Here is a 13,529-nt window from a genome sequence, read left to right as displayed (position 1 = left end):
ATTGCTGGTGCGCAACAGGGCGTCCTGCCCTACATTGACCGTCGTGCGATGGGACCGGCTGTTTGACGACCTCGAGGCCCAGGTGGCGGCTCGCGCCCGACTCGAGCTCGATGCGGAGATCGCCGAGCGAACCCGACTCGAACGCGCGCGGATCACGCTGGGGGAGCGGATCGTCGGTGCCGTGGGCTCGGAGGTGACCCTGCGTGTCCGGGGCGGCACCATCGTGCGCGGACGCCTGGAGGACTCCGGTGACGGCTGGGTGCTCCTCCTGGAGGCCGGTGGGCGTCAGGTGCTCGTGCCCGCGCCCGCAGTCCTGGGTCTCTCGGGGCTCGGCCGGCCCCGTGACGACACCCGGGCCCGACGTTTCGGGATCGGGTCGGCGGTGCGGGGCATCAGCAGGGACAGGCGCGCGGTCGTCGTCATCGACGTGGACGGGGGCACGGTGCACGGGACGATCGGCGCCGTCGGGGCCGATGCCTTCGACATCGCGGAGCACCCCCTCGACACGCCCCGGAGACCGGAGCACGTCCACGCGGAGCGGGTCATCCCCTTCGCCGCCATCGCGCTGATCACCTCGACGTGAGGGCGGGACTCAGTCCTCGTCCCCACCCCTGCCGACGAACTCCCGCGTCTGGGCGTACATGCGCTCGATGTAGGCATCGAGCTCATCCACCTCGACCCGCCACTGACCACGACCGCCGACCTTGATCGCGGGCAGCTCACCACTGCGGACCAGGGCGTAAGCCTGGGCGGCGGAGACCCCGAGGACCTCGGAGACCTCGGTGAGCGGCACGAACTTGCGGGGCATGGGTGCAGTCTGCCATCGGGAGCGAGCCGAGAGGACACCTCGGGCTGTCGCCTGTGGACGGTCGGCGAGCGAGATCTCCCGGCCCGGTGCATGATGCTGCGTGGTTCGTGATTCGCAATCGAAGGACTCCACCCGTGAGCTCTCTGCCCACACCCAAGGCCCGTCGCCTCGTCAAGCCCTCGTGGAAGGACGCGCGACTGATCATCGGGGTCCTCCTCGTGCTGCTGGCCGTCGTCATCGGTGCGGCCGCCTTCAGCGCGGCCGACGACCGGGTCGGGATGTGGGCGGCGAAGCACACGCTCACCCCGGGCCACGAGGTGCGCGACAGCGACTTCGTCCGCGTCGACGTCCAGCTCGGGGAGGCCTCCTCCGACTACCTCGGCTCCGGTGAGCGTCTGCCCAACGGCGCCATCATCGACCGGGAGCTGCGCGCGGGTGAGCTCGTGCCCCGATCCGCCGTCATCGACCCGACGACGAAGCGGGTCCGGGAGGTGCCGGTCCGGGTCGACCCGATCTACCTGAGCAACCTCACCGTCGGGTCGCGGGTCACGGTCTTCGTCCCCGAGGCCCGGACGAAGGACCCGGAGGGCGGGGCCACCACGGACGAGAGGGTGCAGTACGAGGAGCTCGTCCAGAGGGCCACCGTCTCGTCCCTGCCTGAGTCCTCCGGCGCTGTCATGGGCCCGAACTCCGGATCGTCCGCGGTCCTCGTGGTCCCCGCATCGCAGGTCGAGGACATCATCTCGATCGACCAGGAGGAGACGCCCGTCAAGCTGGTGCTGGAGAGCGGCGCCCTGAAGAAGGGCGACTGATGGGGGCGACCGTCCTCACCGCACTCGGCCACGACTGGGAAGGGAGCATGGTCGAGATCGTCGACCGGCTGCCGGGGGTGGGCGTGGGCCGGCGGTGCGCCGACCTCGCCGACCTCCTCGCCGCCGCCTCGGCGGGACACGGGGACGTGGCGCTCGTGTCCGCGGACCTCAGGGGGCTCGACAGGGACGCGCTGGCCCACCTGCGTGGGCACGGCATCGTGGTCGTCGGTGCGAGCCGAGACGGAGACGAGGCCCGGGAACGGCACCTGCGCCAGCTGGGGGTCGACCGGCACATCCATCTGGCCACTCCGCGCGAGGACCTCGTGGAGGTGCTCACCGGCGGGGGCGACGTGACCGGACCGGCGGTCCTCGTCGACCGGGCCGTGGGGCCGCTGCGCGAGGACCCGTCGACGGCCGCCCTCCATCCGGTGACCGACGACGCACCGCCCCCGGAGGAGCCCGCGCAGCGAGGCAGAGTCGTCGCCGTCTGGGGGCCCGTCGGGGCTCCCGGCCGCAGTACCGTGGCGATCAACCTGGCCAGCGAGGTCGCCGCCTCCGGCGAGACGGCGCTGCTCGTCGATCTCGACACCTACGGCGCCGCGGTGGCCCAGCTGCTGAGCGTCCTGGACGAGGCACCCGGCCTGGCCGCGGCGGCGAGAGCGTCCGAGCTCGGCACGCTCGACCTGCCCTCCCTGGCGCGCCTGGCCGTGGAGGTCACCCCGGGTCTGCGTGTGCTCACCGGCATCCCGACGCCGAGTCGGTGGACCGAGGTCCGCTCGGCGGCCGTGGAGCAGATCCTCGACCTGGCCCGCTCACTCGCTGCCGTCGTCGTCCTCGACTGCGGCTTCGGCATCGAGGACGACGAGGAACTCAGCTACGACACCCTCGCCCCGCGCCGCAACGCGACGACCCTCGTCGCGCTCGCCGAGGCCGATGAGCTCCTGCTCGTGGGCTCGGCCGACCCGGTCGGTCTGCAGCGGATGGTCCGGGCGGTCCAGGCCGTGGGGCAGGTTCCCTCGCCGAGTCCACGGCCGGTCGTCAACCGCCTGCGTGCCTCGTCCATCGGGCCGGACCCGCGCCGTCGCGTCGAGGAGTCGCTGGCGCGCTTCGCCGGGCTGGACGAGATCACCTTCCTCCCCGACGATCCCGTCTCGACCGACGCGGCACTGCTGTCCGGTCAGACCCTGGCCGAGTGCGCCCCCGAGAGCCCGCTGCGCCACGCCGTGGGTGAGGTCGCAGCAACGCTCACCGGGAGGGATCTGCCGCGACCCCCGGCACGCAGACGCAGGCTCCTCGCACGAGCCGGACGATAGGTCAGGGCAGCGAAGGGGGTGCCTCGGCCCGCCGTCCGTGCCACCATGACGGCGTGGTGAACAGACTCGGTGCCCTCGACGCGGCCTTCCTCCATGTGGAGGAGTCGACCCTGCCCATGCACGTGGGGTCGGTGATGGTCTTCCGACCGCCCGAGGAGGGCTTCGACTACGACGGGTTCATCCGGGTGATCGGTGACCGGATCGCGGGGCACACGCGGTACCGACAACGCATCCGGTCCGTCCCTGCCCACCTGGACAACCCGGTGTGGGTCGACGACGTGCACTTCGACCTGACGTACCACGTGCGGCGATCGGGACTGCCCTCACCGGGATCGCGGACGGACCTCGAGGAGTTCGTCGCCCGGATCATGGCCCGGCCGCTCGACCGGGAGCGTCCGCTGTGGGAGGCCTACTTCGTCGAGGGGCTGGCCGATGGTCGCTTCGCGATCGTCACCAAGGCGCACCAGGCCATGATCGACGGCGTCCACGCCGTCGACCTCGCCCACCTGATCATCGATCCGGACGCCGTCCCCGTCGACGACCGGGCCGGCGCCCCCCACCCGGAGCCCTCCGACCTGCGCCTCGTCGCCGACGCGGTCCTCGGCTCGGTGCTCAACCCCGCGCGCGCGATCGCCACCGTGCGGACCGGCCTGCGCGACGTCTCGCACACGGGACGCCAGCTCGCGGAGAGCACCGGCCGGATCGTGTCCACCCTGGCCAGGGTCGGGGGACGTCCCGCCCCGAGCTCACCGCTCAACGCCCCGGTGGGCGCCGCCCGTCGATATGTCATGGTCGAGACCGACCTCGACGACTACCGCACGGTGCGCACTCGCCTGACGCGCGGGCGATACGTCGAGGACGTGACGATCAACGACGTCATCCTCGCGACCGTCACCGGTGCCCTGCGCTCGTGGATGCAGATTCGCGGACTGCCCGTGACCGGCACCTCGAACGTCCGCGCGATGATCCCGGTGAGCATCGTCGACGGAACCGGCGACCATCTCACCGATGCGGCGATGACCGCCTGCTTCATCGACCTGCCCATCGGGGAGAACACTCCCTCGATGCGTCTGCACCAGATCTCCTTCGCCATGCGCCAGCAGATCGAGTCCTCCTCCGCTGAGGGGGTCTCGGCGGGCTCGCTGGCCTCGATCGGCGGCTTCGCCCCGCCCACGCTGCACAGCCTCGGTGCCCGACTCGGTAGCGCGATGAGTCGCCGCCTGTTCAACCTCGTCATCACGAACGTCCCCGGCCCCCAGCAGGCCCTCTACGTCGAGGGGTCCCGGCTGTGCGAGACCTACCCGGTCATGCCCCTGGGGCGCGAGCAGGGACTGGCCATCGGGCTGACCTCCTACGACGGCAAGGTCTACTTCGGTCTCAACGGCGACCGGCAGTCGCTCGCCGACCTCGGTCTGCTCGCGCAGTGCATCGAGGACGCCCTGGCAGAGCTGCGCTCGGCTCCCCGCTCGCGGGGGACGTCGTGATGCGTGTCTACGTGCCGCTGCTGCTCGACGAGCTCTCGGACGTCCTGACCTCCGCCCGGCTGCCGGGGCGCCCCGCCCACGGGGTGACGGATGCCCTGCGTACCATCGACCCCGAGGCCGAGGAGGAGGATCTGGAGTTCGAGGCGATGTGTCAGGCACTGGACACGGCGCGCGACCTCGGGCCGGGGCGGCGGGTCGTCGCCGCCGCCGACGTGCCCTCCCGGGCGGACGCCGGCGACGGTGCGCGGCTCGTGGGTGACGCGGCGATACTGCTGACCGACGTCGTCTCCTTCCACGTGGAGGAGGGCGAGGGCGCGGTCGGGTCCGGCTACGACGACCTGCTCTGGTACGACGTCACCGAGCTGGGGGTGCTCGTCAGCGAAGCTGCTCGGTGAGCAGTCGCACCTCGAGGTCGAAGGACTCCTCGATGGCCGGTCTGGCCGCCGCCTCGATCTTCCTGCCGACGAAGGGCAGGGAGCAGTCCAGATCGGCATCGACGGCGAGGCGGCTTCCGTCGCCGGCGGGGGAGAGGATGGTCCGTCCGATGAGCCGCAGGGGAACCCCGACGACGGTGATCTCCAGGTCTGCCGAGCGCGAGCCGTCACTCATCGGCTGACTCCAGTTCTGCTGCTCGATGATCCTCAGGGTGCTGCCCACCATGGAGGTGACCGCTGCGGGCATGCCCCGGGTCGGCAGCTCTCGCTCGGTGTGCACCCCCACGGCCCCGCCGACCTGCTCGGTCACCGTCGCGCTCGACTCCGTGGTCCAGGTGCCGACCTTCGCCGCCTGGTGCTCCTGCGACGCGATGACGGCGAAGGCGTCTTCGACGCCGGCGGGCAGGCTCGTGGTGCGGGTGATCTTCATGGGCTCACGCTAGCGCTGCCGCCCGCGCCGCGGTCACTCGCGCAGACGCGCCGAGGCCCGGGCGAGCAGCTCGGAGGCATGGGTGAGGTCGCCGGTGAGGCGGGCCCGCCGCCGGCCCAGCGTGGTCACGGCCTGGTGCACCCGCTCCTGGAGTCGTTCGCGCTGCCGGTCCTCGTCGTGGAGGAGCTCCGCGTCGGCGATGCCGGTGATGCCCCACCCCCTGGTCACGGCGCCCTCGCGCAGCGCAAGACCCATGGCGGTCGCGGCATCCTCGAGCTCGCGCAGGTGGGCGATGGCCGCGGCCAGATCCGTGGCGGCAGCCTGCAGGGCCCGGCCGCTGTCGTCGAGGGCGGCCGCGATCGCCGTGGTCTGCTCGGCGGCGGTCGCCGTGCGCCGGCGCAGCTCGAGCGCGCGGGGTCCCCGCCACCCCGAGGAGGCGTCATCGAGGTCCGCGGTCAGGTCCTCACCGTCCGCGGAGAGCCGCACCGCGGTGCGGCGCAAGGTCGCGCCGAGGGCACTCATCGAGGCGGGATCGCCCAGGAGGGGAGTGCTCATCGGTGCTCACGGGGGCCGGCTGCCGGGTCGGTGGCCGGCGCGCTCCGACCCCGGTCGGTCGCGCCCAACGGGCCGAGCGCGAGCGTGAGCTCTCGGCAGGTCGCCGACAGCTCGCGAAGGGCGTCGACGGCGTCGTCGACGACGCCCTCGAGCGCCGCCTGGGTCCCGTGGTCGCCCACGGTGACCATGTGGTCGAGGAGCTCCTCGCTCGCGAGGACGCAGTGGTCGGAGGTCGTCGACAACGCGCCGGAGAGCTCGGTGAGATCCTCGGGACGCGGGTGCGAAGGGGCCATGGTCCGATCAGCCTAGCGACGCCTCGGCGAGTGGGCCGGGGGACGTCCACAGTCCCGGCCCGGCTCCTCCTGGGACGCGGCGTGGGGGTCGAGGTGACGTCGGTCATGAGGGTTAGGCTCGGTGGCGTGGGACACCGCCGTCCCTCTTCCAGAAGAGATGCACACCGAGGACGTCCATCAATGGCCCAGCAGCCTGCCCACTCCGCCGCCGCAGTCATCCCCGGAGACGCGGGGTCCGTCGCCGAGGCCGCCACCGCGGCCGGTGTCGCACCGACCTTCGTCGATCGGTACCTGCGCCATGGTGACGTCGCCGAGCTGCACGGCCGCAGTGCCGATGCGCTCGTCGCGCTCGCCCGCACGCACCGCGAGGTCGCGGCCCGGCGTGGTCCCGACGAGACGATCGTGCGCGTCGTCGACGGGGTGCTCCACGTCGTCACGGACGACCGACCCTTCCTCGTCGACTCGGTGCTCGGTGAGCTCGCCGACCAGGGGGTCGGGGTCTCGCTGCTGCTCCACCCCCTCTTCGTCGTCCGACGTGACGCCGACGGTCAGCTGCTCGAGGTGCTCGACACCGACCCACGGCAGGACGCGGGCGAGGGCACCGCCGAGGAGTCGTGGATCCGCGTCGAGATCGCCGACCGCTGCGACCTCACGCTCGTCGAGGAGCGGGTGAGTGAGGTCGTCGATGCCGTCGCGGCCGCCGTCGAGGACTGGGGGCCCATGCGGGCGAGCACCCTCGAGGCCGCTGCTGACCTCGAGGCCGGGCGTGGTCCGGGCACGCCCGAGGCCCAGCAGGCCGCAGCGGAGTTCCTGCGATGGCTCGTCGACAACCACTTCACCTTCATCGGCAGCCGTGACCACCTCGTCGAGGTCGGAGCCGGCGAGAGCCCGTCCATCACCGGTATCTCGGGCACCGGTCTGGGCATGCTCCGCGCCGACTCGACCGCCGAGACGATCACCCCGCTCGGCGAGGGCCCGGGCGGCCAGGACGCCGCGGGGACCTGCCTGTCGATCGGCAAGTCGCGGGCCGTGCTACCGGTCCACCGCGTCACCCACCCCGACCTCGTCGCCGTGCGGGTGCGCGATGGGCAGGGCCGCCTGATCGAGCGACGGCTGGCCGGGCTCTTCGCGTCGACGGCGTACACGAGCTCGGTGCTGACCATCCCGCTGATCCGGGACAAGGTCGAGGCGGTGCTCGCCGAGTCCGGGTGGGCCTCCGACAGCCACTCGGGAGCGTTCGCGTTGCGGCTGTTCGAGACCTTTCCGAGGGACGAGCTCTTCCAGGCCCCGGTGGAGCACCTGCACCGGGTCGTCACCCGGATCGAGCAGATGGTCCACCGGATGCGCACCGCGACCTTCCTCCGGCTGGACTCCGGTGGACAGTTCGTCACCGCGATCATCTACCTGCCGCGTGACCGCTACACGACGGTGGTGCGGCACCGGGTCGAGGAGCGGCTGCGCGAGGCCACCGGCGCCGATGAGGTGAGTTTCACGACCCACGTCTCCGAGGAGCCGATGGCCCGGCTCTACTACATCCTGCGCGGGGGTGCGGGAGTCCACCTGCCGGAGGGGACGGCCCGTGAGGAGCTGGATGCGGCGATCGCCGACGCGACCCTCACCTGGGAGGAACGCCTCGCTCGCAGCGCGGACGAGGTCCTCGGTGCGGACCTCGCCCAAGAGCTGCTGGACCCGTGGCGCGGAGGGTTCCCCCTTGACTACGAGGACGACTTCGACGAGGCCCAGGCCGTGGCCGACCTGAAGAACCTCGCCCGCCTGGGGCAGGGAACCCCCTTCGCCTGTGCGCTGTACGACCCCCGCCGCGGTCACGGTGGTGGCGAGGACCCGCGGATCCGGCGCTTCAAGCTCTTCAGCATCGAGGAGCTGATCCTCGACGACCTCATGCCGATCTTCCGTGACCTGGGGGTCCGGGTCATCGAGGAGGAGCCCTACACCCTGACCCGCGTCGACGGGGTCCGGGCCGGGGTCTACGACTTCGCGCTGCGCGTCGACGACCCGACGCTGTGGGAGGCCCACAGCCACGAGGACCTGCGCGAGCTCGTCGAGTCGACGGTGGCGGCCGTGCGCGCCGGGCGGACCGACTCCGACGGCTTCAACGCCCTGGTCATCCGGGCGGGGCTGACGTGGCGCCAGGTCGGGCTGCTGCGGGCCATCGGTCGGTACCTGCGCCAGACGGGCAGCTCCTGGGGTCAGCAGACCCTCTCGTCGGCTCTCGTCGAGCACCAGCAGGTCTCCCGGGACATCGTCGAGCTCTTCGAGGTCCGCTTCGACCCGGATCGCTTCGACGGCGCTGCCGGGGACGCGCGGGAAGCAGCCGAGGCAGAGATCATCTCCCGGATCGACGAGGCCCTCGAGGAGGTCTCCTCCCTCGAGCAGGACCGGATCATCCGCTCCTTCGTCGAGGTGGTGCGGGCCGTCCTGCGCACGAGCTACTTCGTCCGCGACGCCGAGGGTGCGCCGCTGCCGCGGATGTCCTTCAAGCTCGAGCCGGCCAAGGTGCCGGACATGCCCAAGCCGCACCCGGCGTTCGAGATCTGGGTGCACAGCCCCCAGGTCGAGGGCGTGCACCTGCGTTTCGGCGCCGTCGCCCGAGGTGGTCTGCGGTGGAGCGACCGGCGGGACGACTTCCGCACCGAGGTCCTCGGCCTGGTCAAGGCGCAGATGGTCAAGAACGCCGTCATCGTCCCGACCGGCAGCAAGGGCGGGTTCGTCGGCAAGCGACTGCCCGACCCGTCGTTCGACCGCGAGGCGTGGATGACGGCGGGGCGCTCCGCCTACCGGGCCTTCATCTCCGGGCTCCTCGATGTCACCGACAACCGCGTCGAGGGTGCTGTCGTGCCCCCGGCCCGGGTCGTGCGCCACGACGGCGACGACTCCTACCTCGTCGTCGCCGCGGACAAGGGGACGGCGACCTTCTCCGACCTCGCCAACTCCATCGCCCGCGAGTACGGCTTCTGGCTCGACGATGCCTTCGCCTCCGGCGGGTCGATCGGCTACGACCACAAGGGCATGGGGATCACCGCCCGCGGTGCGTGGGAGTCGGTCAAGAGGCACTTCCGTGAGCTCGGCCGCGACACCCAGACCGAGGACTTCACCGTCGTCGGCGTCGGGGACATGAGCGGCGACGTCTTCGGCAACGGCATGCTCCTGTCGGAGCACATCCGGCTGGTCGCCGCCTTCAACCACCTGCACGTCTTCATCGACCCCGAGCCCGACGCCGCGACGTCGGTCGCCGAGCGACGACGGCTGTTCGACCTGCCGCGCAGCACGTGGGACGACTACGACCGCTCGCTCGTCAGCGAGGGCGGCGGGGTGTGGCCCCGCAGCGCGAAGTCCGTGCCGGTGAGCGAGCAGGCCGCGCGCGCACTGGGCCTCGACGGTCCGACGACCATGACGCCGAACGAGCTGATCCACCACATCCTCCAGGCTCCGGTGGACCTGCTGTGGAACGGCGGGATCGGCACCTACATCCGGGGCGAGGCCGAGTCGGACGCGGCCGTCGGGGACCGGGCCAATGACGCCATCCGCGTCACCGGGTCGATGGTCCGGGCCCGCGTCGTCGGCGAAGGGGGAAACCTCGGTGCGACGCAGCAGGGTCGGATCGAGGCGGCCGAGTCGGGCGTGCGGATCAACACCGATGCCATCGACAACTCCGCCGGTGTCGACACCTCCGACCGCGAGGTCAACATCAAGATCCTCCTCGGGGAGGCGATCCGTCGTGGTGCTCTCGACGAGGAGTCACGCGTGGAGCTCCTCGAGTCGATGACCGATGAGGTCGCCGGGCAGGTGCTGCGTGACAACTACGAGCAGAACGTGCTCCTCGGCAACGCCCGCGCGCAGGGAGGCGCGATGCTCGGGGTCCACGAGCGCCTCATGGAGGGCCTCGCCGAGCGCGGCGAGCTCGACCGGGAGCTGGAGTTCCTCCCGTCGCGCACCGAGGTGCAGGAGCGTGCCGAGGCGGGGACGGGACTGTCTTCGCCGGAGCTGTCGGTGCTGGTCGCGTACTCGAAGATGGCCCTCAAGAGCGATCTGCTCGAGTCGGACCTGCCGGACGACCCCGCGACCGAGCGGCAGTTGCGGGAGTACTTCCCGACCCCCTTGCGGGAGCGCTACTCCGAGGACCTGGCGGGGCACCCCCTTCGGCGGGAGATCGTCACGACGGCGGTGGCCAACGATCTCGTCAACCGCGGCGGGATCACCTTCGTCCAGCGGGCGGTGGAGGAGACGAGCGCGACATCGGTGCAGGTCGCCCGCGCCTTCCTCGTGAGCAGGGAGGTCTTCGGCCTGGACGACTTCGTCGCGCGGGTGGAGGCGCTCGACACGATCGTGCCCACCCGGGTCCAGACGCGTCTCTACCTCGAGCTGCGACGGCTGATGGACCGCTCCGTGCGGTGGTTCCTCTCCGCCCGACCGGGGCGTCTGCAGGTCGGCCAGGAGATCGAGCGCTTCGCCGAGGTCGCGGATCGCGCCCGGACGGTGCCCGATCTGCTCCGCGGCACGCAGGCCGACCGCTGGGCGCACAAGACGCAGGAGCTCATCGACGACGGCGTGCCGGGCGAGCTCGCCCGGCACGCGGCCACGCTGATCGACCTCTACTCCCTGCTGGACATCGTCGACCTGACCCACGACACGGGGCGGAGTCTGCAGGAGGTCGCCGAGACCTACTTCATGCTCTCGGACACCTTCGGCGTCGACGAGTTGCTCGTGCTCGTCACCGGCCTGCCGCGCGAAGAGCAGTGGGACGCCCTGGCCCGCGGCGCGCTGCGGGACGACCTCTACGCGACCCTCCAGACGCTGACCCGCTCGGTGCTGGAGCGGGAGGGGTCCGGGCCGCAGGAGCGTTTCGCCGAGTGGTCCCGCGAGCACGATGAGGCCGTTGCCCGGGTGAGTGCCCAGCTGGCGGGGATCCGGCAGCTGGCGGCGCCGGGGGTGGCCGCCCTGTCCGTGGCGCTGCGCACGCTGCGTTCGGTCACCCGCTGACCGTACGGTCCGCATCGCTAGGATCGCGTGGTGCGGACACTGGCGGACTTCCTGCGGATCACCCCCGACCTCGTCTCGGCAGACACCGAGTGGTTGCACCTGCTCGTCGAGGACTGGCACCTGCTCGCCGACCTCGCCTTCAGCGACCTCGTCCTGTGGGTCGCCCACGAGGGTGGCTGGGTCGCGGCGGCGCACACCCGGCCGATGACCGGGCCGATGGTCTTCGTCGAGGAGGTCGTGGGCCAGGAGGCGAGCGTGGTCTTCGGTGACCTCGTCACCGATGCGGCCGCGCACGGGCAGAGCGAGCACGTGCGCGAGCGCGGTCAGGACCTCATCCACGAGCGGGCCCGGCCGGTGCGCCGGGCCGGACGGACGCTCGGCATCCTCAGCATCCACGACATGCTCGACAGCGGACGGTCGCACTCGCGCCTCGAGGAGAGCTATGCGGCGATGGGTGACGAGCTCTTCGCCATGGTCGCGGAGGGGAACTGGCCCACGCCCAGCTCCCCGAGCGGCGCGCGCCGAGGGGCGCCGCGAGTCGGCGACGGGGTCATGCGGCTGGACCAGTCGGGCGCCGTCGAGTACGCCTCGCCCAATGCGCTGAGCGCCATCCGACAGCTGGGTCACCAGGGTCCGGTGGAGGGCGAGATCCTCGTGCAGGTGCTCAGCGGCCTGCCCGGTCAGGCCGGACACGTCGACGAGGGGCTGGCCCTCGTGGCGATGGGTCGTGCCGCCTGGCGGGCCGACCTCACGGCCAACGGGGCCGCCCTGGCGGTCCGGGCGGTGCCCTTGATGCGGCAGCGCGAGCGGCACGGCGCGATCGTCGTGGTGCGTGACGTCTCGGAGCTGCGACGGCGGGGCACCGAGCTGATGACGAAGGACCAGACCATCCGGGAGATCCACCACCGGGTGAAGAACAACCTGCAGACCGTGGCGGCCCTGCTGCGGATGCAGTCGCGCAGGGTGCCCGACGAGTCGGCGAAGGTCGCTCTCGACGAGGCCGTCCGGCGTGTCGGCGTCATCGCCCTCGTCTACGAAGGCTTGAGCACCGGCTTCGCCGAGACCCTCGACTTCGACGACGTCGCCGTCCGGGGCCTGCGTGCCGTCGTCGAAGTGGCCCGGACGACCGGGGCCATCGACTCGAGCTTCACCGGGTCCTTCGGCATGATGCGCGCCGAGGACGCGACGGCCGTGGGCCTCATCCTCTCCGAGCTCGTCCAGAACGCCGTCGAGCACGGGGTCCCCGACGGTGGCCGCGTCCAGGTGGATGCCCAGCGCACCGACGAAGAGGGGGTGGGCATCCTGCGGGTCACCGTCGTCGATGACGGCGAGGGACTGCCGAGGGGGTTCCGGCCGAGCCGCGCCGGGCTCGGGACCCGGATCGTCACGTCGATGGTGCAGGACCTCGGCGGGCAGATCCGCTGGGACGACGCGGAGCCGCGGGGGACCAGGGTGCGGTTCAGCGCCCGGTTGCAGAACCTCGAGCAGTAGGAGCCCCGCCCACGACGAAACCGCCCCCGAGCACGTGCTCGGAGACGGCGGTCAAGGGGTGGGGCGCTCAGCCGGCGCGGCGGGCGCGGGCCTTGCGACGCTTCAGGGCGCGGCGCTCGTCCTCGGAGAGGCCACCCCAGACTCCGGCGTCCTGCCCGGACTCGATGGCCCACTTGAGGCAGGTGTCGATGACCTCGCAGCGACGGCAGACCTTTTTGGCCTCCTCGATCTGGGCGATCGCGGGGCCGGTGTTGCCGATGGGAAAGAACAGTTCTGGATCTTCATCCAGACAAGCTGCGCGGTCGCGCCAATCCATGGGGGTTGTGCTCCTTGTGGTGGGGGCAGGTCGTCCGTGACCTGAGGTGCGGGTCGTGAAGGTCAACGGCCGCGAGGGCCGGAAAAATTTCAATGAAGCAGACTCGCAGATATCTAAGATACCGCCTCCCCCACCCACTGTGTCGAGGGTTACCGTGGGTCGACTTCACGTGTGTCCCGTCACTTACGCTGCTGACGTGACCTCGCCGAATCTTCCTGTCGCCTCCTCGACCCCTCCTCGCGTCGCCGGAACGGTCTGTCTGCTCGAGGCCCTGCTGCTGCTCGTCACGGCCGGGATGTACGGCCTGGAACTGCTGGCGGGTGAGGCCTTCGACGCGAACACCGCCTCGATGTCGCTCGTCGTCTCGGTGATCTTCGCGGTCCTGCTCCTCGTCGTCGGGATGTCCTGGCTGCGGGGTCGCTCGTGGCCGCGGACGCCGACGATCGTGTGGAACGTCCTGCTGCTCCCGGCAGCCTGGACGCTGGCGAGGACCACCGGACTGTGGTTCGGCCTCGCGCTGGCCGTGGTCGCCCTCGCCGGAGTCGGTGCGGCGCTCCTCGCGCCGGCGCACGATGTCGACGACCGGGCGCTGTGA

13 protein-coding genes are annotated in these 13,529 nt (G+C 71.5%); 8 read left to right on the top strand and 5 right to left on the bottom strand.

Going from position 1 to position 13,529, the window contains the following annotated elements:
• Positions 1–43: 43 nt before the first annotated feature.
• Positions 44–583, top strand: a complete 540-nt coding sequence (locus ACR9E9_RS14455) for a hypothetical protein (protein ID WP_435199647.1) — start codon at positions 44–46, stop codon at positions 581–583.
• A 9-nt stretch (positions 584–592) separates the two neighbouring features.
• On the opposite strand, the gene ACR9E9_RS14450 is transcribed toward ACR9E9_RS14455, so the two are convergent.
• Positions 593–808, bottom strand: coding sequence for a helix-turn-helix domain-containing protein (locus ACR9E9_RS14450; protein WP_435199645.1), 216 nt, complete (start codon positions 806–808; stop codon positions 593–595).
• A gap of 134 nt (positions 809–942) precedes the next feature.
• On the opposite strand from ACR9E9_RS14450, the gene ACR9E9_RS14445 reads away from it, so the two are divergent.
• The 4 genes from ACR9E9_RS14445 to ACR9E9_RS14430 are packed head-to-tail and all read left to right on the top strand — an operon-like array spanning position 943 to position 4,812.
• Positions 943–1,620 (top strand): hypothetical protein, encoded by a 678-nt coding sequence (locus ACR9E9_RS14445; protein WP_435199643.1) that lies wholly within the window; start codon positions 943–945, stop codon positions 1,618–1,620.
• A complete protein-coding gene (locus ACR9E9_RS14440) occupies positions 1,620–2,933 on the top strand; it encodes an AAA family ATPase (RefSeq protein WP_435199641.1) in 1,314 nt (437 codons plus the stop codon). Before ACR9E9_RS14445 ends, ACR9E9_RS14440 begins: the two co-directional genes overlap by 1 nt.
• Positions 2,934–2,986: 53 nt before the next feature.
• A complete protein-coding gene (locus ACR9E9_RS14435) occupies positions 2,987–4,417 on the top strand; it encodes a WS/DGAT/MGAT family O-acyltransferase (RefSeq protein ID WP_435199639.1) in 1,431 nt (476 codons plus the stop codon).
• On the top strand, positions 4,417–4,812 hold the full coding sequence (locus ACR9E9_RS14430) for a DUF6912 family protein (RefSeq protein ID WP_435199637.1): 396 nt from the start codon (positions 4,417–4,419) through the stop codon (positions 4,810–4,812). Before ACR9E9_RS14435 ends, ACR9E9_RS14430 begins: the two co-directional genes overlap by 1 nt.
• On the opposite strand, the gene ACR9E9_RS14425 is transcribed toward ACR9E9_RS14430, so the two are convergent.
• From ACR9E9_RS14425 to ACR9E9_RS14415, 3 genes are read right to left on the bottom strand one after another with little or no spacing between them, the layout of a single operon-like run.
• On the bottom strand, positions 4,793–5,281 hold the full coding sequence (locus ACR9E9_RS14425; RefSeq protein ID WP_435199635.1) for a DUF2505 domain-containing protein: 489 nt from the start codon (positions 5,279–5,281) through the stop codon (positions 4,793–4,795). The genes ACR9E9_RS14430 and ACR9E9_RS14425 overlap by 20 nt on opposite strands.
• Before the next feature lie 33 nt (positions 5,282–5,314).
• Positions 5,315–5,836, bottom strand: coding sequence for a hypothetical protein (locus tag ACR9E9_RS14420; protein WP_435199633.1), 522 nt, complete (start codon positions 5,834–5,836; stop codon positions 5,315–5,317).
• Positions 5,833–6,129 carry a hypothetical protein gene (locus ACR9E9_RS14415; RefSeq protein ID WP_435199631.1) on the bottom strand — a complete coding sequence of 99 codons (297 nt, stop codon included), beginning with the start codon at positions 6,127–6,129 and terminating at the stop codon, positions 5,833–5,835. The genes ACR9E9_RS14420 and ACR9E9_RS14415 overlap by 4 nt, the downstream gene beginning before the upstream one ends.
• Positions 6,130–6,309: 180 nt before the next feature.
• On the opposite strand from ACR9E9_RS14415, the gene ACR9E9_RS14410 reads away from it, so the two are divergent.
• Positions 6,310–11,127 (top strand): NAD-glutamate dehydrogenase, encoded by a 4,818-nt coding sequence (locus ACR9E9_RS14410; protein ID WP_435199629.1) that lies wholly within the window; start codon positions 6,310–6,312, stop codon positions 11,125–11,127.
• Positions 11,128–11,157: 30 nt separating this feature from the next.
• On the top strand, positions 11,158–12,618 hold the full coding sequence (locus ACR9E9_RS14405; protein ID WP_435199627.1) for a sensor histidine kinase: 1,461 nt from the start codon (positions 11,158–11,160) through the stop codon (positions 12,616–12,618).
• Between the two features lie 67 nt (positions 12,619–12,685).
• Here the strand turns inward: ACR9E9_RS14405 and ACR9E9_RS14400 are convergent, their stop codons facing one another.
• Positions 12,686–12,934, bottom strand: a complete 249-nt coding sequence (locus ACR9E9_RS14400; protein ID WP_068319235.1) for a WhiB family transcriptional regulator — start codon at positions 12,932–12,934, stop codon at positions 12,686–12,688.
• A gap of 196 nt (positions 12,935–13,130) precedes the next feature.
• On the opposite strand from ACR9E9_RS14400, the gene ACR9E9_RS14395 reads away from it, so the two are divergent.
• Positions 13,131–13,529, top strand: coding sequence for a hypothetical protein (locus tag ACR9E9_RS14395; protein ID WP_435199624.1), 399 nt, complete (start codon positions 13,131–13,133; stop codon positions 13,527–13,529).

This window comes from Janibacter sp. GS2 (assembly GCF_051200835.1).
Lineage (GTDB): Bacteria > Actinomycetota > Actinomycetes > Actinomycetales > Dermatophilaceae > Janibacter.
The sequence above is the reverse complement of the archived record's forward strand: the minus strand, read 5'-3'. Positions and strand labels throughout refer to the sequence as shown.